At 70.3% G+C, this 26,398-nt stretch carries 29 protein-coding genes and 3 pseudogenes; 15 read left to right on the plus strand and 17 right to left on the minus strand.

Translation table 11 applies throughout. The annotated features are described in order from the left end of the window. Positions 1-46 precede the first annotated feature (46 nt). Together DFR74_RS04670 and DFR74_RS04675 are read left to right on the plus strand one after the other, a co-directional pair. A complete protein-coding gene (locus DFR74_RS04670) occupies positions 47-442 on the plus strand; it encodes a nuclear transport factor 2 family protein (RefSeq protein ID WP_067510398.1) in 396 nt (131 codons plus the stop codon). A gap of 379 nt (positions 443-821) precedes the next feature. After that, positions 822-1,793, plus strand: a complete 972-nt coding sequence (locus tag DFR74_RS04675; RefSeq protein ID WP_232331776.1) for an alpha/beta fold hydrolase — start codon at positions 822-824, stop codon at positions 1,791-1,793. On the opposite strand, the gene DFR74_RS04680 is transcribed toward DFR74_RS04675, so the two are convergent. Together DFR74_RS04680 and DFR74_RS04685 are read right to left on the minus strand one after the other, a co-directional pair. Next, complete coding sequence (locus DFR74_RS04680) at positions 1,783-2,160, minus strand: VOC family protein (protein ID WP_067510395.1); 378 nt, start codon at positions 2,158-2,160, stop codon at positions 1,783-1,785. The genes DFR74_RS04675 and DFR74_RS04680 overlap by 11 nt on opposite strands. A gap of 274 nt (positions 2,161-2,434) precedes the next feature. Then, positions 2,435-3,850, minus strand: a complete 1,416-nt coding sequence (locus DFR74_RS04685; protein ID WP_170160698.1) for a serine hydrolase domain-containing protein — start codon at positions 3,848-3,850, stop codon at positions 2,435-2,437. A 119-nt stretch (positions 3,851-3,969) separates the two neighbouring features. Between DFR74_RS04685 and DFR74_RS04690 the strand changes: the two genes are divergently transcribed. Next, positions 3,970-4,599: a TetR/AcrR family transcriptional regulator gene (locus DFR74_RS04690; RefSeq protein WP_067510392.1), complete on the plus strand. Its 630-nt coding sequence runs from the start codon at positions 3,970-3,972 to the stop codon at positions 4,597-4,599. 37 nt (positions 4,600-4,636) lie between these two features. Here DFR74_RS04690 and DFR74_RS04695 read toward each other — a convergent pair whose 3' ends face one another. Then, the gene (locus DFR74_RS04695; protein WP_325050972.1) at positions 4,637-4,843 is read right to left on the minus strand and encodes a WHG domain-containing protein; all 207 of its coding nucleotides are present in this window, start codon (positions 4,841-4,843) and stop codon (positions 4,637-4,639) included. A 23-nt stretch (positions 4,844-4,866) separates the two neighbouring features. Between DFR74_RS04695 and DFR74_RS35825 the strand changes: the two genes are divergently transcribed. Together DFR74_RS35825 and DFR74_RS04705 are read left to right on the plus strand one after the other, a co-directional pair. Continuing rightward, entirely contained in the window at positions 4,867-5,295 is a 429-nt protein-coding gene (locus DFR74_RS35825; protein WP_170160679.1) for a hypothetical protein, read from the plus strand. A gap of 101 nt (positions 5,296-5,396) precedes the next feature. Beyond that, positions 5,397-5,948, plus strand: coding sequence for a putative glycolipid-binding domain-containing protein (locus tag DFR74_RS04705; RefSeq protein WP_067510390.1), 552 nt, complete (start codon positions 5,397-5,399; stop codon positions 5,946-5,948). Positions 5,949-5,960: 12 nt separating this feature from the next. On the opposite strand, the pseudogene DFR74_RS37925 reads toward DFR74_RS04705, so the two are convergent. After that, positions 5,961-6,314 (minus strand): annotated as a pseudogene (locus DFR74_RS37925) (flavoprotein); the annotation flags it as partial. A gap of 51 nt (positions 6,315-6,365) precedes the next feature. Further along, positions 6,366-6,605 (minus strand): FAD-dependent oxidoreductase, encoded by a 240-nt coding sequence (locus tag DFR74_RS37930; protein ID WP_067510386.1) that lies wholly within the window; start codon positions 6,603-6,605, stop codon positions 6,366-6,368. Positions 6,606-6,706: 101 nt separating this feature from the next. On the opposite strand from DFR74_RS37930, the gene DFR74_RS04715 reads away from it, so the two are divergent. From DFR74_RS04715 to DFR74_RS04725, 3 genes and pseudogenes are all read left to right on the plus strand, one after another. After that, positions 6,707-7,552, plus strand: a complete 846-nt coding sequence (locus DFR74_RS04715; protein ID WP_067510384.1) for a helix-turn-helix domain-containing GNAT family N-acetyltransferase — start codon at positions 6,707-6,709, stop codon at positions 7,550-7,552. A gap of 209 nt (positions 7,553-7,761) precedes the next feature. After that, positions 7,762-7,986, plus strand: a pseudogene (locus DFR74_RS36950) (arsenic resistance protein); the annotation flags it as partial. Between the two features lie 49 nt (positions 7,987-8,035). Continuing rightward, positions 8,036-8,365 (plus strand): FUSC family protein, encoded by a 330-nt coding sequence (locus tag DFR74_RS04725; RefSeq protein WP_325050973.1) that lies wholly within the window; start codon positions 8,036-8,038, stop codon positions 8,363-8,365. Between the two features lie 18 nt (positions 8,366-8,383). Here the strand turns inward: DFR74_RS04725 and DFR74_RS35830 are convergent, their stop codons facing one another. After that, positions 8,384-8,560, minus strand: a complete 177-nt coding sequence (locus tag DFR74_RS35830; protein WP_170160699.1) for a hypothetical protein — start codon at positions 8,558-8,560, stop codon at positions 8,384-8,386. Positions 8,561-8,633: 73 nt separating this feature from the next. Here DFR74_RS35830 and DFR74_RS04735 point away from each other — a divergent pair. Then, positions 8,634-8,741 (plus strand): annotated as a pseudogene (locus tag DFR74_RS04735) (LysR family transcriptional regulator); the annotation flags it as partial. A gap of 440 nt (positions 8,742-9,181) precedes the next feature. On the opposite strand, the gene DFR74_RS04740 reads toward DFR74_RS04735, so the two are convergent. Beyond that, positions 9,182-9,589 (minus strand): hypothetical protein, encoded by a 408-nt coding sequence (locus DFR74_RS04740; RefSeq protein ID WP_067510376.1) that lies wholly within the window; start codon positions 9,587-9,589, stop codon positions 9,182-9,184. 131 nt (positions 9,590-9,720) lie between these two features. On the opposite strand from DFR74_RS04740, the gene DFR74_RS04745 reads away from it, so the two are divergent. Then, positions 9,721-10,296 carry a dihydrofolate reductase family protein gene (locus tag DFR74_RS04745; protein WP_084537779.1) on the plus strand — a complete coding sequence of 192 codons (576 nt, stop codon included), beginning with the start codon at positions 9,721-9,723 and terminating at the stop codon, positions 10,294-10,296. On the opposite strand, the gene DFR74_RS04750 is transcribed toward DFR74_RS04745, so the two are convergent. Beyond that, a complete protein-coding gene (locus DFR74_RS04750) occupies positions 10,278-10,988 on the minus strand; it encodes a helix-turn-helix domain-containing protein (RefSeq protein WP_067510374.1) in 711 nt (236 codons plus the stop codon). The two genes, DFR74_RS04745 and DFR74_RS04750, sit on opposite strands and share 19 nt — an antisense overlap. A gap of 63 nt (positions 10,989-11,051) precedes the next feature. On the opposite strand from DFR74_RS04750, the gene DFR74_RS37585 reads away from it, so the two are divergent. After that, positions 11,052-11,180 carry a hypothetical protein gene (locus DFR74_RS37585; protein ID WP_267898889.1) on the plus strand — a complete coding sequence of 43 codons (129 nt, stop codon included), beginning with the start codon at positions 11,052-11,054 and terminating at the stop codon, positions 11,178-11,180. Between the two features lie 11 nt (positions 11,181-11,191). Here DFR74_RS37585 and DFR74_RS04755 read toward each other — a convergent pair whose 3' ends face one another. Then, positions 11,192-11,926 (minus strand): enoyl-CoA hydratase/isomerase family protein, encoded by a 735-nt coding sequence (locus DFR74_RS04755; protein WP_067510372.1) that lies wholly within the window; start codon positions 11,924-11,926, stop codon positions 11,192-11,194. Positions 11,927-12,125: 199 nt separating this feature from the next. On the opposite strand from DFR74_RS04755, the gene DFR74_RS04760 reads away from it, so the two are divergent. Together DFR74_RS04760 and DFR74_RS04765 are read left to right on the plus strand one after the other, a co-directional pair. Continuing rightward, on the plus strand, positions 12,126-13,037 hold the full coding sequence (locus tag DFR74_RS04760; RefSeq protein ID WP_067510368.1) for a fumarylacetoacetate hydrolase family protein: 912 nt from the start codon (positions 12,126-12,128) through the stop codon (positions 13,035-13,037). A 294-nt stretch (positions 13,038-13,331) separates the two neighbouring features. Further along, complete coding sequence (locus tag DFR74_RS04765) at positions 13,332-14,687, plus strand: PucR family transcriptional regulator (RefSeq protein WP_067510366.1); 1,356 nt, start codon at positions 13,332-13,334, stop codon at positions 14,685-14,687. A gap of 253 nt (positions 14,688-14,940) precedes the next feature. Here DFR74_RS04765 and DFR74_RS04770 read toward each other — a convergent pair whose 3' ends face one another. After that, complete coding sequence (locus DFR74_RS04770) at positions 14,941-15,870, minus strand: FAS1-like dehydratase domain-containing protein (protein ID WP_067510364.1); 930 nt, start codon at positions 15,868-15,870, stop codon at positions 14,941-14,943. 43 nt (positions 15,871-15,913) lie between these two features. Further along, positions 15,914-16,516 carry a YdcF family protein gene (locus DFR74_RS04775; protein ID WP_067510362.1) on the minus strand — a complete coding sequence of 201 codons (603 nt, stop codon included), beginning with the start codon at positions 16,514-16,516 and terminating at the stop codon, positions 15,914-15,916. Positions 16,517-17,025: 509 nt separating this feature from the next. Here DFR74_RS04775 and DFR74_RS04780 point away from each other — a divergent pair. Both DFR74_RS04780 and DFR74_RS04785 read left to right on the plus strand, forming a co-directional pair. Further along, positions 17,026-18,237 (plus strand): esterase/lipase family protein, encoded by a 1,212-nt coding sequence (locus DFR74_RS04780; protein ID WP_084537778.1) that lies wholly within the window; start codon positions 17,026-17,028, stop codon positions 18,235-18,237. A 142-nt stretch (positions 18,238-18,379) separates the two neighbouring features. Further along, complete coding sequence (locus DFR74_RS04785) at positions 18,380-19,399, plus strand: alpha/beta hydrolase (protein ID WP_084537777.1); 1,020 nt, start codon at positions 18,380-18,382, stop codon at positions 19,397-19,399. A 4-nt stretch (positions 19,400-19,403) separates the two neighbouring features. Here DFR74_RS04785 and DFR74_RS04790 read toward each other — a convergent pair whose 3' ends face one another. From DFR74_RS04790 to DFR74_RS04815, 6 genes are all read right to left on the minus strand, one after another. Beyond that, positions 19,404-20,357 carry an alpha/beta hydrolase gene (locus tag DFR74_RS04790; protein ID WP_067510360.1) on the minus strand — a complete coding sequence of 318 codons (954 nt, stop codon included), beginning with the start codon at positions 20,355-20,357 and terminating at the stop codon, positions 19,404-19,406. Positions 20,358-20,484: 127 nt separating this feature from the next. Continuing rightward, positions 20,485-21,864, minus strand: coding sequence for an ABC1 kinase family protein (locus tag DFR74_RS04795; protein ID WP_067510358.1), 1,380 nt, complete (start codon positions 21,862-21,864; stop codon positions 20,485-20,487). A 147-nt stretch (positions 21,865-22,011) separates the two neighbouring features. Further along, positions 22,012-22,899 (minus strand): bifunctional helix-turn-helix transcriptional regulator/GNAT family N-acetyltransferase, encoded by an 888-nt coding sequence (locus tag DFR74_RS04800; RefSeq protein WP_067510356.1) that lies wholly within the window; start codon positions 22,897-22,899, stop codon positions 22,012-22,014. A gap of 79 nt (positions 22,900-22,978) precedes the next feature. Then, positions 22,979-23,917, minus strand: coding sequence for a carbohydrate kinase family protein (locus tag DFR74_RS04805; protein ID WP_067510354.1), 939 nt, complete (start codon positions 23,915-23,917; stop codon positions 22,979-22,981). Beyond that, the gene (locus tag DFR74_RS04810; RefSeq protein WP_067510352.1) at positions 23,914-25,338 is read right to left on the minus strand and encodes a mannitol dehydrogenase family protein; all 1,425 of its coding nucleotides are present in this window, start codon (positions 25,336-25,338) and stop codon (positions 23,914-23,916) included. Before DFR74_RS04810 ends, DFR74_RS04805 begins: the two co-directional genes overlap by 4 nt. Then, positions 25,335-26,333: an NAD(P)-dependent alcohol dehydrogenase gene (locus DFR74_RS04815; RefSeq protein ID WP_067510351.1), complete on the minus strand. Its 999-nt coding sequence runs from the start codon at positions 26,331-26,333 to the stop codon at positions 25,335-25,337. The genes DFR74_RS04810 and DFR74_RS04815 overlap by 4 nt, the downstream gene beginning before the upstream one ends. Positions 26,334-26,398 lie beyond the last annotated feature (65 nt).

The following is a 26,398-nucleotide window of genomic DNA, read 5'->3' on the forward strand; positions in this document are numbered from 1 at the left end:
CGAACGCCCGGCTGTCCGCCGGGATCACAGAGATAGGAACACCGCCATGAGCACCGCCACCCGCGAACTGTTCGAGCGCTACCACGCGTGCTGGCAGGATCGCGCGCCCGACCGGATCGCCGAACTCCACACCCCCGACTCCCTGTTCCACCTGCACGCGAGCCAGGAGCCCGCGCACGGTCGCGCGGCCATCCGCGAGGCGGCGGCCGGATTCCTGACTCTCGTCCCCGACCTGACGTTCCACCAGATCGCGCTGCGCGTCGGCGACGACTTCTGGGTCGCGCAGTTCGAACTCACCGGCACGACCGCCGTCGGCAATCCCCTGCGGATGGATCTCGCGGACTTCGTCCTGGTCGAGAACGGCGCGATCAAGGAGAAGCACTCCTACGTCGACGGGGTCGCGATGCAGGCCGCGCTGACGCCCGCTACCGCCGACCGGTAGAGCGCGGCCGTTCCGCACCCGGTCGCTCGACGAGTTCCGTGGCCGATGCCGCCCTGTTCCGAGATAGCCGCTACGACAAGCGATCCCGGAACAGGCCGGCGTCGGTCGACGGCGCGGCCTTCGATTCGACCGACACGAAGGGCACCCCCGAGGGTGTGCAGTGGATGAGGGGCTGCCGGTGCGCGGCGGGCGGCCCGCACCGGCGAATTGCCGAGTCGGCAAATTTTCGCGCCAGAAATGTTGCGGGGCGCTGAAACTGGGCCGGACGTCACCCGCCCGACCGGCGGCCGACATCCACCGCGATGTCGACGCACGCCGACTCCCCCTGCCTGGAAAGGACCCCATGCCCCCGTCATCGATACGCCGAACCTCGCGACCGGTGGCGAGTCTCGTGCTCGCCCTGCTGCTCGCGATCGGCACGGCCGCCTGCGCCACTCCGGCGGCCGACACCGCCGCACACACCTCCGCCACGCGGGACGACCCGGCGTTCCAGGGCACGTTCCGGCACGAGTTCGCCGACGTGGACGGCGTCCGGATGCACTACGTCGCCGGTGGCAGCGGGTCGCCGGTGGTGCTGCTGCACGGCTGGCCGCAGACGTGGTACGGCTGGTGGTCGATCATGCCCGCCCTCGCCGAACACCACACCGTCTACGCCGTCGACCTGCCCGGACTGGGCGACAGCACCGGCACGCCGACCGGCTACGACAAGGCCACGCTGGCGCGGTACGTGCACACGCTGATCGCCGATCGGCTCCAGATCCGGGACGCCGCGATCATCGGACACGACTTCGGCGCGGCGGTGGCGTTCCAGTACGCCGCCCAGTTCCCCGGCGACACCGCCAAGCTCGGCTACCTGGACCTGCCGCTTCCGGGACCCGCGATCGACGCGTCCACGTACCGAACGTTGAGCTGGCACATCGCGTTTCATACTCAGCGAGAGGTCCCCGAGACGGTCGTGAGCGACGACGTGCGCGACTACCTGGCGCTGTTCTATCCGCAAGTCTCTTTCGGCGGAACAGCTTTCGGTGGCACCTCGGACCACTCCCCCTTCACCGATGCCGAAATCGATGAGTACACCCGCACATACAGTCGGCCCGAGGTCTTGTCCGGCGGTTTCGAGCTCTACCGGGCGCTCGACGACGACGTGCGCGACACCGTGGCAGCGGCGCCGGTTACTGTGCCCACCCTGCTCATGGCGGCCCCAGGCCAAGTGGACGCCATCCGCGCCACCGTCGCCCCGCGTATGACCACGATCGTGCGCGCGGTCGACGTGCCGCGCGCGGGCCATTGGCTCGCCGAGGAGAACCCCGAGTTCGTCACGGCGGAACTGCTGCGCTTTCTCAGAGAGTGAATCCGTTGGGCGGCAACGTGAGACAGAAGGGGTGGCCCGAGGGATCGAGCAGCACCCGCCACTTGTCCGGCGCGGGCTGGGTGTCCGGTTTCGTCGCGCCGATCGACAGCGCGGCGGATTCGGATTCGTCCAGGTCCGAGACGAAGAGATCGAGATGCATCTGCTTGGGGATCCGGTCGTCCGGCCAATCCGGAGCCTTGTAGTCGGCAACCTTTTCGACGGTGATCGTGACGTCGCCGCCGCGGAGCACCACCAACTCCGCCGACTCGTAAACCAGTCTCAGATCGAGCAGTTCGCGATAGAACCGACCCAGCGTGCTCGGGTCGTCACTGTCGAGTGATACCGCGCCCAGCCGTGCGATCGCCATGAACTTCCCCTGCCGACGGAATCAACGTCGTGACTCGACATTGCCGAGACTACGTCGATTCGGCGGCTCCGGCCATCGCGCCGGGGTGGACGCTCGACGCTCGTTGCCGACGGGAAGTCGGCGATCGGGCGGCCGACTGCCGCGCCGTCCTCGAGCGGGACCAGGGTGACGTCGGGATCCCAAGCCATCGTGAACGCCCGGGCCCGGGCCGGCGGGCTCACGTGGACGGCGACCTCGCGATGGGCGGACAGGCCGCGGGGACTCAGGGGCAGAGTCAAACCCGCGTTGCCGTCCTGAGGGATGTCCGGCCGCGCACCGTGCGCACCGCGAGCACGGTGCGGGCCAGCAGCAGGGTGGTGGTCAGGAGGAGGATGCCGTAGACCAGCCAGGCGAGATCGGGGGTCCACAGGACCATCTGAGGCAGCGTGGTTCCCTGGGAAGCGGGCAGCATGGAGCCGAGGCCGTACAGCACACCGGCGGCGACGAGGACCCGGGCCAGACCGAGTGCGATCGGCCGCCACAGCGGTCCGTCGGCTGGGCGCCGGGTGATCAATCGGAGCGTACGGACGTTCAGCGCGAGCAGGAGTGCCAGGCAGAGCGCGAGCGCGGTCAGGGCCGCCGGGTAGACGCGGCCGGCGCTGTCGTCAGGAGCGGGCGTGCCGGTGGCCAGCAGCCGGGCCAGGCCGAAACCCGTGTGGAGGTAACGGGATTCGTGCAGTGGACTGTAGGAATTGGCCAGCAGCACCACGGCACGCTTTTGCTCGGGCAGCAAAATGACCTGCGCGAAGTATCCGGGCGCCGCGCCACCGTGCCAGACGATCGGCGTCTCGGTGCCGGGCAGCGACCACAGCCGCCAGCCGAGGCCGTATTCCCGGCCCGTGCCGGTCGAGGTCTCACCGCGAAACATGCTCGCGCGCTGGTCGTCACTGATCACACCCGTGCTGCCACCCAGTGCCCCGGACGCGAAAGCGGCTGCGTCGCGCAGGGTTCCGCCGAGATAGCCGTAGGCCACGCCGGCCGGATCGACAGGCGCGTCGAACGGCACGGGCCGGCCGAAGACGAAGCGGTGGCCCTTCGGCACCTCACTCGCCCGGTTCGCGTCGATGACGGCGGAATCCATGCCGAGAGGCACGAGCAACCGTTCGGTGAGCACGTCGATGAACGACCTCCCGGTGACCGCTTCGACGACCGCCGCGAGCACCAGATAGTTCGTACTCGAGTAGTGGTGTTCGGCCCCGGGTTCGCTGACCAGGTCCTCCTCCGTCAGTTCCGCGACGGCGCTCGTCGGCGTGCGTCCGGCATCGGGGCGGTCGGTGTACCGGGTGGAGGTGGGCAACCCGCTGGTCTGAGCGAGCAAGTGGCGCAGGGTGATCCGCTCCGAGCGGGCGGCGTCGCGCAGCCGGAAAGACGGCAGGTAGGTGATGACGGGCGCGTCGAGCCGCACCTCGCCGCGCTCGGCCATGCTCGTCACCACCGTGGCCGCCACCGGCTTGGCGACCGAGCCCCACAGGAAGGGTGTCGATGCCGTCACCGCGTCACCGTCGCCGTCGACACCGAAGACGCCGGTGTGCGCCACACCCGTCGGTTCTACGACCGCATAGGCGATTCCGGGAATGCGCACAGCCTGCATGCGGGACAGCGCATAGCGGTCCAGCTCGGCGTATTCGCCTGTCGCGGAATCGAATTGCACGGTGTGCCTTTCGGCAGCGCACCCGACCAGAAGCGTCAGCACCGGCAGGAGCCACACCAGACGACGTAACAATACGGCCATACTGGAACACATAACCATATGGGTATATTGTTTGTCACGTGCCCCGCGTCGCCGACCATGACCAACGCCGCGAGTCGATCGCGCGCGCCTTCCAGCGCCTGCTCGCCACCGAGGGACCGGCGCGGGTGACCTTCGCCCGCGTCGCCGCCGAAGCGGGCATCTCGGTGGGACTCATTCAGCACTACTTCGCGAACAAGGATGCGCTGCTGCGGTTTTCGTACGAAGAATGCCTGCACCGCATCGACGAACGCATCGCCGCCCGGATCACCTCGGGCGAAGCCGCGCAGCAGCCGATCTCGGTCATGTTGCTGGACTGCCTGCGCGAGCTGCTACCGCTCGACGCCGAACGGACCATCGAGTTCCGCGTCGAACGCACCCTGTGGACCTCGGCGTTCCATGACGACTCCCTCGCCGAACTCGCCCGGCGCGCGAACGCCGACACGCACCGCCGCGTCGCCACTGCCGTCGAGAACGGAAAAGAGTGCGGCGAGGTCCGCGGCGAGGTGGCCGGCGACACCGCCGCGACCATGATCCTCGCGACGGCTCGCGGTATCGCGGACTCGCTCGCCCTCGAACCCGGCGGCGCGGCCGAGACACTCGTCGACACGTCGCTGCGGCCGGTGATCGCGACCGTCTTCACCGGCCGATGCCGACACCACGATCGGTGAAACCGCTTCCCACACAGCAGCTTCCGAACGCCACGAGTCACCGCCGTCGGGCGCGTGCCTCGAGCATGTTGCGCACGGCCGCGCGCACCGTGTCGGCGGGCGCGCCCGGTGCGGTGGCGTCGAACTTGCCGTGCAGGAACAGGAACGCCAGGCCGTGCACCATCGACCACATGGCCGTGGCCATGGCCTCCTCGTCGTCGTCCGGGAAGGCCTGGCGCACAATCATTCTGACGTACCCGTGGATGGCGGTGGTGGCCGCGAGCCGCGATGTGCTACCTGGCCGCCGCCGCGATCGGCTCGCGCCGCAGCGGTTGGGTGATGGTCGGTGTCGCCGGCGGTGTCGTGTTCCCGGCCCCGCTCGTCGGCGTGGACCCGACCGCGGCGTTGCTCGCCATGGGCGTCGGGTTCGCCGTGTTCGGATTCCTCCGGGGCGACCGCATCGACCGCCGCGAATTGGGCGTCCAGACACTGGGATTCGCGGGATTCGGCGCGATCGCGCTCACCGCGATGATGTCGGGGCCGCTGATCGCCGCGCACCTCGCCGCGGTCGCGGCGCTCGGCCACGCGCTCTGGGACGTGATCCATTTCGCCCGCGAGAAGGTGGTCAGCCGGTCGCTCACCGAGTTCTGCGTCGTGCTCGACTTCGGGCTGGGCGTGCTGCTGCTCCTCACGGCGTGGCAGGTGTTTCCCGGCTGAGTTCGGCCCCTCGAACCCGCGTCGGCACCGGCGCGGGCTCGATCCACGCCGCGGCGGGTGCTGTACTGAGGCGGTCGTGAATCTCGCGCAAAAGGGAGCCCATGGCACAGGACGCGTCCTACATCTGGCACGGGGTCGAGACGCCGAGCACCGAACGTCTGCGCCTCACCGCCGCCGACCGGATCGACGTCCGGTCGACCGTCGAGGTCGGCGACCAGCGCTACGACTACGCGGTGGAACTCGACTCGGAGTGGGTGTTCCGAGCCCTGACCATCCGGACGCGGGACGGACGGGGACTGCTCCTGCGCCGGGACACCGACGGCGCGTGGTTCGCCGACGACGAACCCCGGCCCGACCTCGCGGGCGCCGTGGACATCGATCTGTCGTTCAGCCCGTTCACCAACACGCTGCCGATCCGGCGACTGAACCTGCCGCCCCGCTCGTCCGCCGAAATCGTCACCGCCTACGTCGAATCCCCCTCCCTGCGCGTACTCCCCGACCCCCAGCGCTACACCCGCCTCGCCCCCGACACCTACCTCTACGAATCCCTCGACAGCGACTTCACCCGCCGAATCACGGTCGACCCCAACGGATTCGTCGTGGACTACCCGGGATTGTTCCGCGCGGGCGGCGGTTCAGCGCTCGAAGGGTGAACAACCTCCGGATCATGACGGCCGCGAGTCCGGCGGCGTCAGGCTGATCAGCTCGGCGGCCGGTGCGGGCCGGCAGCAGGAACTCTCGGCGGAGGCGTCCGGGTCGTCGAAAACGCCTGCGCCGCCGCATACTCCGGTTTCGGGGAGTACCAGCTCGACCCGCTCGGCCGACTCGTGGTCGCCGGCCAGGGCGGCCGCGAGCGAGCGGACCTGTTCGTAACCGGTCATCGCCAGGAACGTGGGGGCGCGGCCGTAGCTGTTCATGCCGGCCAGGTAGAAGCCCGGTTCCGGATGGGTCAATTCGTGCACGCCGTGCGGGTAGACGGTGCCGCAGGAGTGGACGTTGGGGTCGATCCGCGGCCCCAGCGCCGATGCCAGCGGGACGAGATGGTCGCGCACCCACTCCCGCCCGGTCGGCTACGCGTCGGCGTCCGGCGCGGTCCACGCAGCCCCGTCGAGCAGCCGGCGGGCGGCCGGGGCGACGAGCTCGGCCCACCGGGAGCACAGCCGGACGTGATGCCACTCGGCCACGGCCGCACCCGCGCCGGGGCCGCGTTCCAGCACCACCGCCTGCACCCCGCGCTCGCGCAGTTCCGCCGCGGCGGCCAGCCCGACCGGACCGGCGCCGATCACGACGACAGGAAGCTCCGAAGCCATCACACACCTCTTTAATCGATGTTCATCGATCAATGTTCCCGAGACTCTGCCGACACACGTCGATGAAGGCAACCATCGACGTTCGTCGATATACTGGGCGCATGACTGCGCTCGACATGCCGACCGTCCGCACCGGCGGCTCGGCCCGGGACGACGCGCTGCCGGTGGCCGAGGCGACCAGGTACGCGGGCTGGTTCGCGACGCTGGCCGATCCCACGCGGGTGCGCCTGTTGCACCAGGTCGCGACCCGCGCGGGCGGGATCACGGTGGGCGAGTTGGCCGAGGCGCTGGGCATCGGCCAACCCACGGTGTCGCACCACCTGCGCAAACTCGCCGAAACGGGCTTCGTCACGCTGCACAAGAACGGCACGTCGACAGTGGTCGCGATCAACCCGGCCTGCTGCACCGGCCTGCCGCACGCCGCCGATGCCGTGATGGGCGTCCTCGCGCCGCGGCCGTGCTGTCCGAGCGAGCTGCCGCCCGATGTGAGCGTGCGCGCCGCCACCGACGCCGACGCCGGGGCGATCCGCGAGATCTGTTCCGAGGCAGCCGAATTCGACGCGGTATCCCCCGCCGACCCGACCGCGCACTGGCTTCCGGACCATCGGTGGGTCGCCGAGGTCGCGGGCCGGGTGGTCGGCTGGACGGCGTTGAGCCCGGTCTCCGACCGCCCCGCCTATCGCGGCGTCGCCGAGAGCGAGATCTATGTGACCGAGCGGGCCCGTGGCCGGGGTATCGGGAAGTCACTGCTGTTCACGCAGGTCGTCGCGGCCGACGAGGCCGGGCTGTGGACCGTGCAGACCTCGCTCTCCCCGGAGAACCGCGCCGCCCTGGCCCTGCACCACAGTGCCGGATACCGCACAGTCGGCGTGCGCGAGCGCGTGGTGCGAGTGGGCGACGCGTGGCGGGACGCGGTCTTCCTCGAACGCCGCAGTCCGGTGCGCTGAGTCCGATCGGGGTCACGTTCACCGGCCGTTCGCTTGGCATTGATATCGATAACTGTCAATATCGATGTATGTCTAAGGCTGCGCGAGACAGGCCTGCTGACCAGTGAACGCCGCGCATCCTGGGTGTATTACCGCGTGGTTCACGAAGTGCTGCAACGGATTTCCGGCGTCCTCGCCGGTGACTCCGATCGCCTGACGGTGGCCGGCGCATGACGATGGACACCGCGCCACCGGCCGTGGCCGGCAAACTCTCGACGCTCGACCGCTACCTGCCGGTGTGGATCGGAGCCGCGATGGTGGCGGGCCTGCTGCTCGGACGACTGATCCCCGGCCTCGGCGAGGCGCTGGGCGCGGCGGAGATCGACGGCATCTCGCTGCCCATCGCGATCGGGCTGCTGATCATGATGTATCCGGTGCTGGCCAAGGTGCGCTGGTCGGATCACCCGTGGAATCCACCGGATCCTGGGCACTTTCGCCGGACTGCTGGTGACGGCGGCGCTCCTGCTGCCGAATCCGTCGCCGGGCGCGCTCGCGGTGCTGGTGATGGTGCTGCTGTCCCCCACCGAACTGTTCATGACCCGCAATTACGCGCTCTCGCTGGGGTTCTTCACCCCGCTGATCATGCTGATGACCGATCTGGCCGCACCCGCCGAGCCGATGACCATGCTGACCGAACGCGGCGTCGACACATTGATCGGCGTGAGCGCGGGGATCGCGGTGGCGGTGCTGGTGCGCCGGTCCCGCACTTCGCGCACGGATGACGACGTCAGCGCCCCGACCCCGGGGGTCGAGGCGCGGAGTGGTCGTGGCTGAGGCGACCGTCGCGGGCGCTCAGTCCTCGTCGTCGGCGTCGGCGGCCGCGTTGCGCTCACGGGCGATCTCGAGCGCCCGCTCGGCGGTGGCGCGGTCCGGGTAGGGCCCCATCCGGTTGCCGACCCACCCGAGCTTGCCCTGCTCGGCGCGGTGCGTCTCGAGGTTGTAGTACCAGGCGGTCTCGTCGTCACTCATGCCCACCAGCATGGCACCGATCGCCCGCGAGGTGTGTGATGTCGAGGGGTCCGTACCGAGATCGGAGTGGAGCATGTTGTTTCGTCAGCTCGAGTACTTCGTGGCACTCGCCCGTGAACGGCACTTCGCGCGCGCCGCGGCCGCCTGCTACGTCTCCCAGCCCGCGCTGTCGGAGGCGATCCGCACCATCGTCCCCGACACCTGGCTACACGCCCTGCGCCGCCCACCCGGCACCCGCGTCCTGCACCTGGACGACCCGTCGATCTCCGCCGACGTCGCACTGTTCACCCCGGCGAGCGAGCCCGGCTCGGTGCTCGCCCGCGCCCTCACCGAGACGGCGCGGGGGCACGATCTCGACGCGATCCTGGGCCGGGCACCGGACTGACCGAGCCGTAAGAGCCCGGGTGCGCCGCCCGAGTCCTACCTCGCGGAGAAAGAACACTCCCGACGCGCGATTTCGCGGTCGCCGGCCGCAGGGCTGTCGAAGGCCCGCACCCGGAAGCCGCCGACGGCCCGTTCACCACCCGCACCGGAGATCCGGTGCGCGGCAAGACCACTGCCTTGACCATGGCGTGGCGTGCGGATTACCGCGACGACCTCACCGGCTCGGGCGTCTCGCTCCTACGCGACCGCTGCCGGCCGGGCGCTCAGCACCAGCAGCACCGTCGCCGGACTCAGCTCGAGATCGTCCGGATGCCACGTGAGCATCCGCGCCAATCCGCCGACCATGCCGTGCGATAGCTCGTCCGGCCGGTCCGAGCCGTAGAACTCGGCCGCGTGCAGCCGGAGGAGCCGCGCGTACGTCGGCGCGTCGACGCCGCCGATCTCCCCGGCGGCGGTGACCTCGGGAACGTGCCGGTGCCGGTGGCGCCAGGCCAGGTCGACCAGCACCGCCGCACGCATCGACGGATCCGCCCGCCGCCACGCCGTCGCGAACGCGGCATCGCCGGCCAGCGCGACCGGATCGCTCCCACATCGGCGCAACGCGGACTCGGCGCTCTCGTTCAGTGCGTCCCTCGGTCCGGCCATGCAGGGAGGTTATCGGTGTCGGTTTCGTCCAAGACGGCCGGATCGTCCGCCCCTACGCTGGGGACGACAGCGCGCCGAGTGGGGGCGCGAGTGGCCGGGTTCGGCCACAACATTCGGTCTCAGGAGGGTCGTTGACACGCGAATTGGTCTACACGGGTTTCATGTCGGTCGACGGGGTGGTCGATTCGCCCGGCGGGACGGTGGAGGGGCACCGCAGCGGCGGGTGGGTGCTGGACACCGAGTTCCTGCCGGAGGCCTTCGCGCTCAAGGGCGAGGAGCTGGCGGACACCACGGCGTTGCTGTTCGGGCGGCGCAGCTATGAGGCCTTCGCCCCGGTCTGGCGGGATTCGGAAGACCACGCCGCGTACAAGGAGCTGCCCAAATACGTTGTCTCCACGAGCCTTTCCGCCGACGCCCTGGTCGACGGATGGGGCCCGACCACCATCCTGCGATCCACCGAGGAGGTGGTGAAGCTCAAGGAGACCGAGGGCGGGGGCATCTTCATCCACGGCAGCGCGGAACTGGCCCGGCGGCTCGGCGAGGCCGACCTGATCGACCGGTACAACCTGCTGGTGTTTCCGGTGCTGCTGGGCGCGGGCAAACACTTGTTCAGCCGAGAGGACCGCGACAAGCAGTCGCTGCGCTTGCGGGAATCGGAGTCCTACCCCAACGGCATCACGAAACTGATCTACGCCGTCGTGCGCTGAGCCGGGTCCAGGGCGATCGCGCCGCCCACGCCCTCGCGCAGTTCGCGCGCCGTGCGCCCGACGAATCGGCGCAGCGCGCGGGCGAGGTGCGGCTCGTCGTAGTAGTCGAGTTTGCTCACCACGTCGCCGGGCGTCTCGCCCGAGGCGAGCAGGATCGCGGCGGTGCGGGCCCGCTCGATCTGGCGCACCGCACCGCGGGTGAGGCCGGTCGCCGCGCGGAAGCGGCGTTCCAGCGTTCGCTCGGTGACCGTCGGCGGCGCGCCGTGCAACGTCTCGGCGACCAGCGGGTCTCGCGCGACGACGCCGCCGCGTACGAACCGCTCGACCAGCGCTTCGACATCGTCGGGGCGCGGTGTCTCCCAGCGGGAGCCATCGAGCCAGAACCCGCGGTCGGTCACGTCGGGCAGCATGATCCCGCTGTCCACCAGCGACGGTGCGGCCACCGCGCGCAGCGACGTCCCGACCGCGAATTGCACGCCGACGAAATCCGCGCCCTCCGGAACCGGCGCGGTGCCGGTGCGGCTCTCGGGCCCGGTGACGCCCGCGTGCGCGGCGCCCTCCTGCTCCCAGAACACCAGCCCCCAGGTCTCGGTCGCCACGGAGGTCATCTCCGCGATCCGCTCGCTACGGCACGTCCACACCGAGGAGATCCACGGCGAATCCGACGCCCGCCTCTCGAACACCAAGCCCACCGTCGGCAGTCTAGTTCGCGGCCCGAACTGCGTCTTTCCGAGTTCGGCACGTCCCTGAACCCCATGCCGCCCGAGGCGTCGAAACACCCCGAGCAGCGGCACTTCAACATCCACGAAGACCACGCCGTGGACGACGCCCAGCTCGTAGCGTGGATTCGCCAGGCGAGCGAACTGCCCGGCGAAAAGCACTGAGCCGCCGGGGTTTACCCGCCCGACCGGCCGAGTCGTTCGGCGATGTCGTCCGGAAGCCCGTGCGGCAGTTCGCGTTCCGCCGCCAGCGCCGCGCGCCGGCCCGACGTGGCGGTGTCGGCGTAGAGCTTCTTGTAGATCGCGTTGGTGCCGGGCGAATTCGCGACGATCTCCGCCGCCAGCGCCTCGACCGCGGCGTCGAGTCCGTCGTCGGGCACGCAGTGGTCCACCAGTCCGTACCGCAGCGCGGTGGGTCCGTCGATCCGCCTGCTGGTCCAGCTCAGTTCCTTGGCGCGCGACATTCCGACCCGTTCCGGCAGCCGCACCGACATCCCCCACACCGGGACCAGGCCCCACTTCCCGTGGGTGTCACCGAGACTCGCGGATTCCGTGGCCACCAACAGGTCGCAGCCCAGCGCCAGCTCCAGCCCGCCCGTCAGGCAGTGCCCACGGATCTTGGCGATGGTGGGGCACGGGAACGACTCGAGCAGGTCGACGGTCTCCGCCTCGAAATGACGGGAGCCCTCGGCGTCGCCCGAGGCCAGCGCGGTCAGATCGTGGCCCGCGCAGAACGAGCGCCCCGCCCCGGTGAGCACCAGGCATCGCGGCACCGACTTCGCCAGATCCTCCAGATGCGCGCGCAGATCGGCGAACACACCCTCGTGCAGGGCATTGAGCTTGTCGGGACGGTTGAGCGTCAGCGTGGTGACGCCGTCGCGGTCCTCGCGCGCCACCAGTGCGTCGGTCATGGGTTCCTCACTCGGCAGCGGGTCCGCGTGCCAGGGTCGAACGGAGGGGCACACGTCCGCCGCACACGAGCGACCCGCGCCCCGTATCTGGCAGCATCCTCTACCAGAACTGACGACCGGGCAAGACCCGGCTCCGTGCCGGTGAGCCGTCCCGCGCGCTACGGTCGGATCAACCGTTCCGAAACAAGGTGAGGACACCATGACCACGTTGCGGCGAGTGCGCGTCGACGACCATCTGGAACTCCAGGCCAGGACCGACGACGGCGAATGGCGCGCCTCCGACAGCACGGCGCTCGGCGGCGGCACCTTCGCGCCCGAGTGGGAGTGGGCCAATGCCCAACGCCACCTGGCGGATTCGGACCACCTGCTGCCGTTCCAGCCGCTGTCGTTCCGGGACTTCATGCTCTACGAGAAGCACACCGTCGACGCCAGCCGCGGGCTGGTGCGGCGGTTCCACCCCGGCCAGCACCGGGTGACCAGCGCCTACGAGTCGGTGACGGGCCGGCCGTTCCCGCTGTTCAAGCCCAACGCGCTGTTCCACCGCCAGCCGATGTACTACATGTCCAACCACCTCACGTTCGTGCCGACCGGCACGCCGATCCGCCCGCCCGCCTACACGACGGCGCTGGACTACGAACTCGAGATCGGTTTCGTGCTCGCGGCCCCGCTGCTCGACGCGACGCCGGAGGAGGCGCTGGCCGCCGTCGGCGCGTTCGTGCTGCTCAACGATTTCAGCGCCCGCGACGTGCAGCGCGCGGAGATGGCCAGCGGGTTCGGGCCGCAGAAGTCCAAGCACTTCGCCAACTCGATGTCGGCCACCGCGGTCACCGCCGACGAGATCGCGCCCCGCGTCGCGGCGCTCACCGGGACGGTGGCGATCAACGGCAGCACCGTGAGCACGGTGAGCAGCGCCGGAATGCGGTGGAGCATCGGCGAAGTCCTCGCCCACGCCTCGCGCTCGGAACGACTCCTGCCCGGCGAGCTGTTCGGCACCGGCACCCTGCCCGGCGGGAGCGGCATGGAGACCGGCCACTGGTTGCGGGCCGGCGACACGCTCACCCTGACCCTCGACGGCATCGGCGAGGTGGAGCACACCGTCATCGATCGCTGAGCAGCGCACGGCCGAGTGACCCGGACGCGCGCCGAAAAGATGAGCACTCACCTGAACAGTTGGTGAGTCGCACGCACATCCGGCCTGTCCGAGCCAGCCATCGCCCATGGTAGACGCCCACTTTTCCGTCGTACGAAACGGAAATGAAACGGAGTAGAAGGTGAGCGCCAGCTCAGATTACCGTTCCTATAGAGCGAACGGCCGGTAACAGCAACAGTGTTCGATCGGTGATCGCTCGGCGCTCGCGGTCCCCGGGCCGCGGCGCGTACGGCAGTACGTGACAAGGAGGTCACCGTGACGATCGAGAGCATCGCCCGCCCCACCACCCACCCCGCGGGACGGGCAGTGTCGCCCGCACCGCACGACCTGCACGCGCTGGCGCGCGAGGTGGTCGCCCACCTGGAGGAGTCCGTCGCGACGTGCCGGACCCTGCCGGGCGACGGGCTCGGCCCCGGCGTCACCGGCGTGGTGCGCGTCTGTCTCGGCTGGTTGATCGACCGCCTGCGCGGCGGTCCGCTGCCCGCGCGGACCGAGCGGCTGGAGGCCGCGGCCGCGAACTGGGCGTGCGAGGGCATCCCCATCGAGGTGGTCATGCACGCGGTGCACGAGGGGTTCAAGGCCGGGCTCGACCTGCTGCCCGGCCGCGTCGGGCCCGCCGCCGAGTTCGACATCGTGGCGGGCACGGCGGCCATGCTGGAATTGCTGAACCTGGTCACCGCCACCGTCAGCAAGTCCTACGTCCGCGAGCACAAGGCCATCGCGGGCCAGCACCACACCGCCGCCCACACCCTCACCTCGGCGTTGCTTGCCGGGCACGCCGACTCCGCGATGGCGCGCGAATGCGGAATCGCCATCGCCGCGGAGTATTTCGTGCTGGCCGTCGAGTTGCCCACCCACCCCGACGAGCACAACGCGGAGCTGGACCGCCAGGTCGTCGCGCGCCGCAAGCTGCGCCGCGTGCAGGCCGCCCTCGCGACGCAGTTCGGCGAGCAGGTGCTCTCGCTGCTCTCGGTGGACGGCGGCACGATCCTGGTGCCCACCACCGCGTGCGCCGAATCCGGTCTGGCGGATCTGGTTGGCCGGCTCGGCTCCGCCGCGCGGGTGCCGTTGCGCGCCACGGTCGTTCGCGCACCGGCCGACCGGATCTCGACGGCGGCCCGCGACGCGCACGAACTCCTCGACACCGTCGACCAGCTCGGCCGCGCCCCGGGCCTGTACCGGTTCGCCGACCTGGCGCTGCACTTCCAGCTCACCCGCCCCGGGATGGGCCGCGACCTGCTCGACGCGCGGCTCGCGCCGCTGGACGGGCACCCGGATCTGTTGCGCACCTTGGCGACCTACATCGACAACGACCTGAGCAGACGGCGCACGGCCCGACTGCTGAACGTGCACCCGAACACCGTCGACTACCGCCTGCGCCGCGTCGGCGCCCTCACCGGTCTGGACCCGGCCGAGGCCGACGGATTGTGGTACCTGCGCTCGGCGTTGATCGCCCGCGCCAATCGCGCGGCGGCACACGGGGAATCGTCCGGCGATACGGCGTCACGGCCGCCCGCCGAGCCGCGCCCCACCGCGCACCGCTACCGGTTCCACAACGCCAGGTCCGAATCGCTCGTGGGCGCGGCACCCGGCGCGCATCGCATCCCGTAGGACGAGGCCGGCCGGCACGAATCCGATCCGCGCGCCCTGGACCGCGTCGTCCGGCACGCCTAGGAAACCGTCGACCACGGTTCCGGGCCGGCCCCTCGAACGCCCGCCGCGATCCGGACTACGGTGAGCGGCGCACCCCGCCGGTCCGCCGACGCCTCGGGCGGCCACCGCACGCACTGTCCGGCGACCCGAGCCGATCGGATGTCGCGGCGGCGTTCGCCGCCGCGATCCGGCGAATGGTCCCCTGCCGACCTCAGACCGTGAAATCGATATCGGCGGCGGCATATCCGAACACGCGCCGACCCTCGGCACGCATATCGATCGTCACCGTCGCCCGCCGGCGCTCGGTGTCCAGCGCCGTGATCCGGCCGCGAATCGCGAGCCGCAGGTTCCGGCGCGCCGCGCAGCCCGGGTGGTGGATGCCCGGCGCCCGCTGCACGCGCAGCCGGGTGAGCGCGCCGGGGTCACCGATCCAGTCGGTGAGGTAGCCGGTCAGGTAGCCGAGATCCAGCGCGCGGAACGCGGCGGCGTCGACCGGGTCGGTCACCAGCGGATAGGTTCCGGCGACATCGTAAGTGCGCACGGGCAATTCGGCGTCCACGGCGAGGCTCTCGAAATCGAGGCTCGTGTTCGGATAACGCCGGGGAATCGCAGGCCGCGTCGGAGTGCGTTGCGCCCCCGACGATTCCGGGAACTGCTGCGACCCGGCCGCCGGTCCACCCGAGGCGCGGGCCAGCATCGTCGTGCGATCGCATTGCAGCGTGCGGCCCCATTCGTCGATGAGCGCGGTCCGCAGGCACAGCACCCGGTAGTCGGCGAAATACCGGAACGATTCGGCGTGCACCCGGCACAGCAGCCGGTCCCCCGCCATCAGCGGTTCGTAGAAATCGACGGTCTGATCGGTGTGCAGGATGCGCAGGTCGGGCACATCGCGGGTGTGCAGCGCCACCGCGTCGCGGCGCAGGCGGTCCAGGTGGACCAGCGAGAACGCCGGCGGCGCCACGACATCGCCGAAGCCCAGTTCCTGCGCGGCGTCGGGGTCCCAGTGCGCGGCGTGGTGATTCTTGGTGGCGGCCGCGAACTTCTTGATCGCTTCCATCCGGACCGACCAGGTCACCGACGTGCCGCTGTCGAGGAGGCGATCGGCGTGGTGGGTGGAGACGGACGGCTGCTGTTCGGTCATGAGGCGAATTCCGTTCTGATTCGGCGGATCCGGGTCGGCACGGTCACGGCCGGGGACCGAACGCGGCGGGCAGGTTCGGCACCTGATCCGGGGTCACCTCGGCGATCACGGCGACACCCGCGTGCTGGAACAGGCGCGTGGCCCGCGCGATGTGGTCGGCCGACGTGACGAGCACCGCGTCGGCCGCCCCCACCTCGCGCAGCATCCGCGCCGAGTAGAAGGCGTTCTCCGCGGTGGAGGTGGCCCGGTCCTCCACCACCACCCGATGCGCCGGGAGTCCGTGCCCGATCAGCCAATTCGCCATGGCCTGCGCCTCGGTGCGCCCGTTGCGCGGGTTGCCGCCGGTCACGATGACCGGTGAGGCGGGCGCCAGCAACGCCTGCGCGTAGCCGGCGCGCAGCCGCGCGTAGAGCTCGTCGCGCATCCCGCCGTCGGGCAGCAGTCCGTGCCCGAGGATCACGATGGCGGTGGCCGGGCCGCGGAACGCCAATCCCGCGGCGGGCGCCACCGACGGAGCCGGCGGCGGGCCGCCGCTGTCGGCGACGGCGAAGGAAGCACCGAGGAGCGTGGACGCGATCGCCACCACACCGGCCAGCGCCACCACGGCGCCGAATCGGGATCGCGTCTTCGAGATCGAAACGAGCATGGGACTACTCCGGGGAAAGGCCGTCGATATCCGCACCGGGCGGGCGAAGGCGTGGGGAATTCCCTTCCATGGTTTCTCGGAATCGACCGTTGCGGACCGCACCGGCACGAGTCGAGGACAACTCACCGCACGCGCTACTCTGTAATTGGCTGCCGCACAGACGGTCTTATGATCGGGCCTAGACGGTGGCGGCCGATCGTTGTGAATTCGCCGCGATCGGCGGCATATTCGGCTTCGCCACGCCTGATCGCCGCGCCCGCGGATCGGCTTTGGGATGCCGTCCACACCCTGGCGGCCCAGTTTTGTGAGTTCCTCGGAAACCCTGGCCTGTTCGGCCTTTTTATGCCTGACCACCACGTCCGGGATTCGTCGGTGAAATGTCCAGACGACCGCCTCACGGTGCGATTCAACACCTTTCGAAGGAATAGCGTTTGCCCGAGTTTCCGGCGGCCTACCGGCAGTCGCCCGAAACCGAGTAGGACGACGTCGTTCTTCAGGAAGGCATCCGAATGAAACGAAGTATCAGCCGCCGCCCGTGGGCGGGTCTGTTCAGTGCCGCGGTGATGGCGGGTGTCGCCGTGCTCGCCGTGAGCCTCACGGGAGTGACCGCCAACGCTTCCCCCGAAGCGCCCACCGAGCAGGATCTCGCGCAGTACATCGCCGAGGGCCGCAAGGCCGGGCCGGTGGCCGATTCCGGCAGCGGCGCCGGCTCCTCGTGCGACTCCGGCAGCGGCACCGGTTCCGGCAACGGGTCCGGCGACTGCTACGCGGGTTCCGGTTCCAGCTCCGGCTCCTCCGGCGGGTACGCCAGCGACACCATCGGCCACGGGCCGCAGATGACCTCGTGGCTGGCGGCGTTCGGCTACGGCCTGGCCAATCCGGACGCGGCGCCCCCCGGCGCCAACGACTGGAACTGCAAGCCGACCGCCGAGAACCCGCGTCCCGTGGTGATGCTGCACGGCACCTGGATGAACGCCTACAACGGCTACGCGTTCATGGGCCAGCCCATCAAGGACGCCGGGTTCTGCACCTTCACGTTCAACTACGGCCGCTCGAACCTGCTCGAGGGTGGTGGGCTCGGGTCGGTGCTGCCCGGCGTGATGGGCACCGGATACATCTGGGATTCGGCCAAGCAGCTGGCCACGTTCGTGGACCGGGTGCTGGCCGCCACCGGCGCCTCCGAAGTGGACATCATCGCCCACTCGCAGGGCGGCTCGATGGCCAACTGGTACACCAAGTTCGAGGGCGGCGCCGACAAGGTGAAGAACCTGATCACCTATGGCGCCACGCACCACGGCACCACGCTGATCGGCATCGGCGCGCTTGGGCGGGCGATCAACAATCTCGGTATCGATATCCTCGGATTCATCGAGATCTTCGTCGGCCACGCCGGTATCCAGCAGACCGTGGGCTCGGAGTTCGTGCAGAAGCTCAATGCCAACGGCGACACCATCCCCGGGGTGGACTACACCGTCGTCGGCACCCGCTACGACGAGATCACCACGCCGTACGACTCGACCTTCCTGCAGGCCGGGCCGGGCGTGAAGGTGGACAACATCACCCTTCAGGAAGGCTGCGAGCAGGACCTGTCGGATCACCTGACCATCCTGTACTCGCCGCGCGCCCTGTCCATCGCGCTGCGGGCGCTCGACCCGGTCCGGTTCCCGAACCTGAACTGCACCTTCAACCCGTGGCTCATCGGAGGCGGTGGTTCCCTCTGACGGGAACCTGCCGGTCCGCCATCCGGTGAAAACGGCCCACCGAGCGCATCCCGACACGGCCGCTCGGTGGGCCTCCCGGCGCCTCGGAACCGAAATCCGCGCGCCGCGAACGAGATCCGCCTACTTCACGAGGAAGACAGCCATGAGTGCGCCCACCCGATCCCGCCACCCGGCCCGGATTCTTCTGGTCGCCTGCACCGCCCTCGCCCTCGCGGCGGGGTTGTCCGCCACACCGGTCTCGCACGCCGAGCCCGACCGGGCCGCCGTGACCGGCTCGTGGGTGGAGAACGACCGCACGCTGCAACTGCGCGTCCATTCCGCGGCGATGGGGACCGACATCATGGTGAAGGTGCAGCGCCCCACCGATCGCTCCACGCCCGCCCCGACGCTGTACCTGCTCAACGGCGGGGGCGGCGGCCAGGACAGCGCCACCTGGCAGGGCAACACCGACGTGCTGGAGTTCCTCGCCGACAAGCACGTCAACGTGGTGCAGCCGGTCGGCGGCCGATGGAGCTACTACACCGACTGGCGCGACGACGATCCCCGGCTCGGCCGGTACAAGTGGCGCACCTTCCTCACCGAGGAACTGCCGCCGCTCGTCGACGCCGAGGTCGGCGCGAACGGCGTGAATGCCATTGCGGGACTGTCCACCTCGGGCACCTCGGTGCTACAACTGGCGATCGCCTCGCCCGGACTGTTCCGCGCGGTGGCGGCCTACAGCGGGTGCGCGCAGACCAGCGACCCGATCGGCCAGCGCTTCATCCGGCTGGCGGTGGAGAACTGGGGCGGCGGCGACGCCGACAACATGTACGGCCCGCCCGACGATCCGATGTGGGCCGCCAACGACCCCTACATCCACGCCGAGAAACTGCGCGGCACAAAGCTTTTCCTGTCCACCGGCACCGGCGTGCCCGGCATGTACGACGTGTACGGCGGCACCCACATGCAGCCGGGGCCGCGCGGGTTCCTCAACCAGCTCGTCCTGGGCGGCGCCATCGAGGCCGCGGTGAACTGGTGCACGCACAACATGCGGAACCGGTTGGGCGAGTTGGGCATTCCGGCGACGTTCGACTTCCAGCCGACGGGCAGCCACTCGTGGGGGTACTGGCAGGACGCGCTGAAGAAGTCGTGGCCGGTGCTGGCCGAGGGGCTGGGGATCTGAGCGGTCAGCCCGCCTGGGCCTGCGCTCCGTCGACGACGTCCAGGACGAAGTCCGCGATCTCGGCGAGCGCGGCCCGGCTTTCCGGCAGGATGTTGCCCAGCACGGGGAAGCAGTGCACCTGCCCCTCCCACACCTTCAGCCGGTGCGGCACGCCGCGCGCCTGGAGCCGGTCGGCCATCAGTTCGGCGTCCACGCGCATGACTTCCTCGGCGGCGCAATGCAACAGCACCGGCGGCAGCGACGACAGCGGCCCGTTCACCGGCGACAGCGCCGGGTCGACCACGCCCTCGTCGTCACCGGCCATCAGCCGCGCGATCTCCGGGAAACGGCGGGCGGGCAGGAACACATCGGTGCGGGCGTTGGGATGGGCCTGCTTCGCGGCCGGGTCCATGTCCAGCCACGGCGACAAGCCAACCACCCCAACGGGTTTCGCCACGCCGCGCGCCGCCGCCTGCAAGGCCAGCTGGAACGCGAGGAAGCCGCCCGCCGAGTCGCCCACGAACACCAGGGGTTCGCCGCCGGTGTAGTCGCCGAGCCAGCGGGCCGCGTCGGCGGCGTCGTCCAGCGCGTCGGCGAGCCGACCGACGGGATGCTGCCGGTAGTCCACTGACAGCACCGGCATCCCGGTGCGCAACGCCAAGCGCTCCACGATGCGGCGGTGGGTCGCCACACCGCAGAACACGAACGCGCCACCGTGGAAGTAGATGATCGCCCCCGGCCGCGCCGGCCGCCGCTCCGGCGTGACCAGCTCGGCGCGCCACCGCCCGCCCCGCACAGTGCGCAACTCCGTTTCGGCCAGGCGCGGCACGGGCCGGTGCACCAGATCCACCAGTCCCATGAACGGCGCCAGCGGGCCGCGCACCGGCCAGATCGTCAGGGTCGGCCGCACGAAGATCCGGCACAGCAGCCGGACGATCCGCGCCCCGCGGCTGTGGCCTCCGGCCTGGAATTCCCGCATCGCCCACCTCTCCTCCGGGTCGGCCGGTACCGACCCGCTCCGAGGATGCCCGACACCCGAACCTGGTCAGACGTCCGTCTGCGGAGATTCCGACAGGTCCCAGCGGGGAGCGCGAATGTTTGTGCCGCTACCCAACGGCGTCCGCGCGCCACCGCGCCACGGCCCGGCCGATCTCGGTGGCGGGCGGTTCGTCGTAGAGCCATTCGCGCGCCAGGCGATGCCAGTTGTTGGTGGTGCCGAGCTGCCCGAGCGCGGCGAAGGTCCACAGGTCCACCCGGCGCGAGAAGACGTGCTCGGGCGGCAGCAACTGGTGGCGCATATTGCGGAACTCGGCGGCCCTCGGGTCCACGGCCAGCAGGATCGCGCTGGTGGCGACCTCGGGGGTCACCGTGATCTCCTCGTCCAGCAGGTGCCACCCCGCCGCCGCCCACACGTACTCCAGGCACTCCTCCGGCGTGACGGCCGACTCCGGGTCGACGATGCCGCGCGCCACCCACGTCGTGTAGATATCCTTCGGACGGAACTCGCCCGCCGCGCGCAGCACCATGCGCTCGAAGTCCAGGTGCGCGGGGTCCATCCGGTTGTAGAGCCCGAAATCCACGAAGGCCAGGCGCCCGTCGGCGGCCAGCAGGATATTGCCGGGATGCGGGTCACCGCAGAACTCGTGGTCGGCGAACATCGCGCTGATGTAGAAGCGGTAGATCAGCTCGCCGAACTCGTCGCGCGCCGCGTCGGGCAGTTCCTGCAGGCGCTGGAACGGATGCCCGGCCACGAATTCGCTGACGAGCACGTGGTGCGAACAGAGCTCGGGCACGGTGTCGGGAACGGTGATGTACGGGTGCCCGCGGTAGCGCTCCGACACCCGGTGCTGGGCCAGCGCCTCGCGCGGATAGTCCAGCTCACCGGCGATATTGCGGCTGATCTCGTCCAGCACACCGGCGTCGGCCGCGCTGGGCAACATCGACTTCCACAGCTTGCTGAACAGGTCGAGGTTGCGCATGTCCGACTCGACTGCTTCGTCGACGCCCGGGTACTTCACCTTGAGCGCGACGTCGCGACCGTCGTGGGTCCTGGCCCGGTACACCTGGCCGATCGAAGCGGCGGCGACCGGCGTCTCGTCGAAGTCGGCGAATGCCCGCGCCAGCGGTCCGAGATCCTGTTCGATCACCGCGCGCATGGTGTCGAACGGCACCGTCGGCGCGCGGTCGGTGAGCTCGGACAGCTTGGTGCGGAACAGTTCCCGATGCGATTCGGGCACCAGGTCGATGTCGAGGACCGACAGCATCTGCCCGAGCTTCATCGACGCGCCCTTCATGCCGCCGAGCACGGTGACGACCTGCTGGGCGGCCTGCAACGCGGACCGCTCGGCCAGCAACTGCCTGGCCTGCTCGGGTTTGCCGATCATCGACAACCGCGTCCCGACGCCGCGCACCGCCTGCCCGGCGGCCAGACGTCCGATCCGGCCGCTGCGCGCGAGCCGTCCCTTGGGCAACCGACCGGCGACCATGCCTCACATCCCTCCGAGACGAAGCGGTACGCGCGAACTTACGGCACAGGTCGCGGTTCGGGGCCGGGTTGCTCCGGGTGCGCCGGATCCTGTCCACCGTGACGAGGATCAGGCCGGTTTGGCTGTGATCGCTCCCAAAAAGCTCCGCTACGAGCCGATCCGCTTCTCGAACCAGTGGTCGGCGTAGGGCTCGTCGTTGAACGGCGCGATCTCCTCGAAGCCGTGCGCGCGGTAGAGGGCGATCGCGGCGGTGAGCGTCTTGTTGGTGTCGAGGCGGACGCGGTCGTGGCCGTGTCGGGCGGCGTGTGCTTCCAGTTCGGTGAGCAGCCTGCGGGCGAGGCCGAGGCCGCGCACGTCCGGGGAGACCCACATCCGCTTGATCTCGGCGACGCCGTGCACGGGCAGTTTCAACCCCGCGCAGCCGACCGGTTCGCCGTAGAGGCGGGCGACCAGCAGCAGGCCGCGCGGCGGGCTCAGCTCCCCGGCGTCGGGCAGCAGGCTCCGGCCGGGGTCGAATCCGGTGTCGAAGTTCTCGTGGAGTTCGGCGTAGTAGGACCGCAGGCAGTGTGCGGCGTCGGGGTGATCGGGCGCGACGACGTCGACGGTGACGGTGGACGCGGTGAGCAGCCGGTCGACCTCGGCCATCGCCGCCACCAACCGCTCGCGCTGAGCCCCGTTGAGCGGGCCGAGCAACGAGGCCGCCAGTTCGTCACTGCGACGGTCGAGTTCGGCCCGCTCGGCGCGGCCCGCGTCGGTGAGGTGGACGGTGCGCAACCGCCGATCGCCGGGGTGCGGCGCCACCGTCACCAAGCCGTCGGCCTCGAGGGAGCGCAGCAACCGGCTGACATAACCCGAGTCCAAGCCGAGCCGCTGCCGCAACCACCGCACGTCACACCCGCCCTCCCCCACCTCCCACAGCAATCGGGCCTCACCGATCGGCCGATCACGACCGAGGTAGTGATCATGCAGCACCCCCACACGTTCGGTGACCGTCCGGTTGAACCGCCGCACCCGCCCGATCAGCTCGTCGCCCATTTCTTTGACTTTAGTCAGAGAGTTGTGGGGAGTTCAAACCTTGGGCGGACGCGATCGTGCCGCTCCGCACGCCCGGTCGTCAGCCGGACAATCCGGCGAAGCGGGCCGCGGCGGCGTCATGGGTGGCGCGGTCGGGGAGGTCGGCGCCGGCGCGGGCGACCGTGAGAGCGGAGTTGAGGGTGGCGGTGCGGAGGATGCGGGCGACGGTGGTCGTGTCGATGTCCGCCAGGGCGGGGCGGCGGTGGGCGCCGAGGAGGTCGGCGGACCAGAGGGCGTCGAGCAGGCCCGCGGTGGCGGCGTCTCCCGCGCCGACGGTGTCGATCACGTCGACCGGGTAGGCGGGCACTGTCACCAGGCCCGTACCGCTCACCGCGAAGGCGCCGCGGCCGCCCATGGTGACGACGACGAGCGCCGGGCCGGAGGCGAACCAGTCGCGGGCGACCTCCTCCGGGGTCCGGTCCGGATCGAACCAGTGCAGGTCCTCGTCGCTGACCTTGACCACATCACTCAACGCGACGAGGTCGGCGATGCGCGCGCGGGCCGCGTCCTCGTCGGCGATGATCGACGGCCGGACGTTCGGGTCGTAGGTGATCGTCGCCGATGTCCTTCCTGCGCGCAGCATTTCGGCCACGGCATGGCACCCGGGTTCGAGGACCGAGGCGATGGAACCGGTGTGGATCACCCGTGGATCGCCGAGGTCCGAGGGCACCGGCAGGTCCCAGTCGAGGTCGAATTCGTAGTCGGCCGAGCCGTTTTCGTCCAGGGTGGCGATCGCGGTGGAGGTGCGCGCGGCGGAGCGTCCGGGCGGCAGCCGGACTCCGGAGGCGGTGATGTACTCGACCACGTCGTCGCCGTGCAGATCCGGTCCGAGGTGGGTGCGGAAGTCGACGGGCCTGCCGAGCCGCGCGAGTCCGACCGCGACGTTGAGCGGGCTGCCGCCGACGTGTTCGTCGCGAATCCGCCCGTCGCGCACGACGACGTCGATCAGTGCCTCGCCCACGACGAGCGCGCCGTTCATACCGTCACCTCGGAGATCAAGTGCGCCAACGTCTCCCGAGCACCATGACGGTGCAGGGAGTCCAGCGCGCGCACATACGCGTCCACGAAGCGCGGCTGCTCGGCCAGATCGCCGAAGACGGCGGTGTCGGTGAGGAAGGCGATCGGATCGTCCCGCTGCGACCGCGCCAGCGGAACCAGCCGGTCGGCCAGCTGGTCCACCACGTGGATCGGCTCGCCGTGCTCGTCCACCCCCTCGGCATACCGCGCCCACGACGCGACCGTGGCGGCCGCCAGGCGCACCGAGCCCCCGGACGCCAGGTTGGCGCGGACGACCGGCAGCAACCACTGCGGTATGCGGTCCGACGACCACGCGCACAGCCGCTCGACGGTGTCGGCGATGCCGGGGTTGGCGAAGCGGCGCAGGATCGTGCGCCGGTAGTCGGCGAGGTCGATTCCGGGCACCGGCAGCAGAGTGGGTGTGGCCTCGTATTCCATGTAGGCGCCGACGAATTCGGCGAACAGCGGGTCGGCCGCCGCCTCGTGGACGAGCCGGTATCCAGCAAGATAGGCGAAGTAGCACAGACTTTGGTGCCCGGCGTTGAGCAGCCGCAGCTTCATCAATTCGTAGGGCGTCACATCGTCCACCAGCAGCACGCCCGCGTCCGCCAGCGGCGGCCTGCCGTCGGCGAAGTCGTCCTCGAGCACCCATGCCGAGTACGGTTCGGCCACCACCGGCCACCGGTCTGCCACGCCGAATTCCGTTGCCACGGCGTCGATCACGGACTCGGTGGTGGCGGGGGTGATGCGGTCGACCATCGAACTCGGGAACCGCACCTCGGCGGCGATCCACGCGGCCAGGCCCGGATCGATCCGTTCGGCGTACCCGGTGAGCGCCCGGCGCGCGACCACGCCGTTGCCCTCGATGTTGTCGCACGACACGATGGTCGGCGCGGGCACCCCGCGCTCCCGCCGACGCGCCAATCCCGCTGTGAGCAAACCGAATACGGAGACCTCGGCATCCGCCGCCGCGTCGATGTCGTACCCGCCCTCGGTGATGGTGAGCGACACGATCCGGGTGGACGGCGCGGCCAGCAGTTCGACGACCGACTCGGGATCGTCGGGCGCGTACCGGTAGTCGACCAGCGACCCGATCACGCGGGCCGACCGGGTGCCGTCGGGATGTTCGACGAGCAGCGTGTACAGCCCGTCCTGCACGGTGAGCGCGTCGGCCATCCGCCGGTCGCCGGGCAGCACCCCGACCCCGCAGATGCCCCACTCCCGCGCCTCTCCCGCGTTCATCAACCGGTCCAGATAGACGGCTTGGTGGGCGCGATGGAAGCCGCCGACACCGAAATGCACGATGCCGACGCCGATTCCGGCGCGGTCGTACTCGGGTGCGGGAATGCCGATCTCCGGCAAGGTTTTCGCGTCGAGCCTCATGACACCTCCACCACCGTCTTGACGTTGCCGGGCACGCGATCGGCGTCCAGCGCTTCGGCGACCCGTTCGAGCGGGAACCGCGCGGTCACCAACCCGTCCAGGTCGATCCTGCCCGTCACCGTGAGCGCGATCGCCGCGGGCCAGGTGTGGGCGTAGCGGAACACGCCGGTGACCGTCAGCTCCCGGTTCTGGATCAGCTGGGTCGGCAGTTCCATACTGCTCGCACCGGACCCGACCAGCACCACCGTGCCCGCCGGGCGCACCGCCCCCATGCCCGCCACGACGGCCGAGGCGGCACCGGAGGCGTCGATGAACGCATCCGCCCGCAGGCCGGAGAGGTCGTCGCCCGGCTCGCACACCGTGGTCGCTCCAGAGGCCACGGCCCGCTCCCGTCGCGCGGCGTCCGGATCGCTCACCACGATCTCCACCGCCCCGCAGGCGCGCGCCACCTGCGCGGTGAGCAGGCCGATGGGCCCCGCACCGGTGATCAGCACGCGAGAACCACCGGATATCAACGCTTTTCGCACGGCCGCGAGCGCCACCGACAGGGGCTCGCACAGCGCCGCCGCCTCGTCGGACACGCTGTCGGGCACCGGGTGCGCGAAGTCGGCGCCGATGGTCACGTAATCGCAGAACGCACCGTCGACGGGCGGCGTCCCGAAGAACCGCATGTGCGGGCACAGGTGATAGTCACCGCGACGGGTCTCGGCGCTGCTCGGGTCGGGCCGCTGCGGCTCGATCGAGACCCGCTGCCCGATCCGGCTCGCGTCGACGCCGGCACCCACCCCGACGATCCGGCCCGCCGCCTCGTGCCCGAGCACCAGCGGTTGCGCGACGACGAAATCGCCGACGCGCCCGTGCCGGAAGTAGTGCGTGTCGGACCCGCACACCCCCACCGCCGTCACCTGGACCAGCACGTCACCCGGCGCGGGCGCGGGCACCGGCCGCTTCTCGATCTCGATGCGTCCCGGCGCGACCAGGACCGCCGCCCGCATCCGCGCGCCCGGCGAAGGTGTTGTGTACGTCACAGTCCACATGTTAGCGTATTGAGCATCTACTC

Source organism: Nocardia puris (genome assembly GCF_003315035.1).
In the GTDB taxonomy this organism is placed as follows: domain Bacteria; phylum Actinomycetota; class Actinomycetes; order Mycobacteriales; family Mycobacteriaceae; genus Nocardia; species Nocardia puris.

Coding starts and splice junctions, on each gene's coding strand:
- DFR74_RS04670 (WP_067510398.1), top strand. CDS start 47: ATGAGCACCGCCACCCGCGAACTGTTCGAGCGCTACCACGCGTGCTGG.
- DFR74_RS04680 (WP_067510395.1), bottom strand. CDS start 2,160: ATGGCGATCGCACGGCTGGGCGCGGTATCACTCGACAGTGACGACCCG.
- DFR74_RS35825 (WP_170160679.1), top strand. CDS start 4,867: ATGTGCTACCTGGCCGCCGCCGCGATCGGCTCGCGCCGCAGCGGTTGG.
- DFR74_RS04705 (WP_067510390.1), top strand. CDS start 5,397: ATGGCACAGGACGCGTCCTACATCTGGCACGGGGTCGAGACGCCGAGC.
- DFR74_RS37930 (WP_067510386.1), bottom strand. CDS start 6,605: ATGGCTTCGGAGCTTCCTGTCGTCGTGATCGGCGCCGGTCCGGTCGGG.
- DFR74_RS04715 (WP_067510384.1), top strand. CDS start 6,707: ATGACTGCGCTCGACATGCCGACCGTCCGCACCGGCGGCTCGGCCCGG.
- DFR74_RS35830 (WP_170160699.1), bottom strand. CDS start 8,560: ATGAGTGACGACGAGACCGCCTGGTACTACAACCTCGAGACGCACCGC.
- DFR74_RS04740 (WP_067510376.1), bottom strand. CDS start 9,589: ATGGCCGGACCGAGGGACGCACTGAACGAGAGCGCCGAGTCCGCGTTG.
- DFR74_RS37585 (WP_267898889.1), top strand. CDS start 11,052: ATGCCGCCCGAGGCGTCGAAACACCCCGAGCAGCGGCACTTCAACATC.
- DFR74_RS04755 (WP_067510372.1), bottom strand. CDS start 11,926: ATGACCGACGCACTGGTGGCGCGCGAGGACCGCGACGGCGTCACCACG.
- DFR74_RS04760 (WP_067510368.1), top strand. CDS start 12,126: ATGACCACGTTGCGGCGAGTGCGCGTCGACGACCATCTGGAACTCCAG.
- DFR74_RS04770 (WP_067510364.1), bottom strand. CDS start 15,870: ATGACCGAACAGCAGCCGTCCGTCTCCACCCACCACGCCGATCGCCTC.
- DFR74_RS04775 (WP_067510362.1), bottom strand. CDS start 16,516: ATGCTCGTTTCGATCTCGAAGACGCGATCCCGATTCGGCGCCGTGGTG.
- DFR74_RS04780 (WP_084537778.1), top strand. CDS start 17,026: ATGAAACGAAGTATCAGCCGCCGCCCGTGGGCGGGTCTGTTCAGTGCC.
- DFR74_RS04785 (WP_084537777.1), top strand. CDS start 18,380: ATGAGTGCGCCCACCCGATCCCGCCACCCGGCCCGGATTCTTCTGGTC.
- DFR74_RS04790 (WP_067510360.1), bottom strand. CDS start 20,357: ATGCGGGAATTCCAGGCCGGAGGCCACAGCCGCGGGGCGCGGATCGTC.
- DFR74_RS04795 (WP_067510358.1), bottom strand. CDS start 21,864: ATGGTCGCCGGTCGGTTGCCCAAGGGACGGCTCGCGCGCAGCGGCCGG.
- DFR74_RS04800 (WP_067510356.1), bottom strand. CDS start 22,899: ATGGGCGACGAGCTGATCGGGCGGGTGCGGCGGTTCAACCGGACGGTC.
- DFR74_RS04805 (WP_067510354.1), bottom strand. CDS start 23,917: ATGAACGGCGCGCTCGTCGTGGGCGAGGCACTGATCGACGTCGTCGTG.
- DFR74_RS04810 (WP_067510352.1), bottom strand. CDS start 25,338: ATGAGGCTCGACGCGAAAACCTTGCCGGAGATCGGCATTCCCGCACCC.
- DFR74_RS04815 (WP_067510351.1), bottom strand. CDS start 26,333: ATGCGGGCGGCGGTCCTGGTCGCGCCGGGACGCATCGAGATCGAGAAG.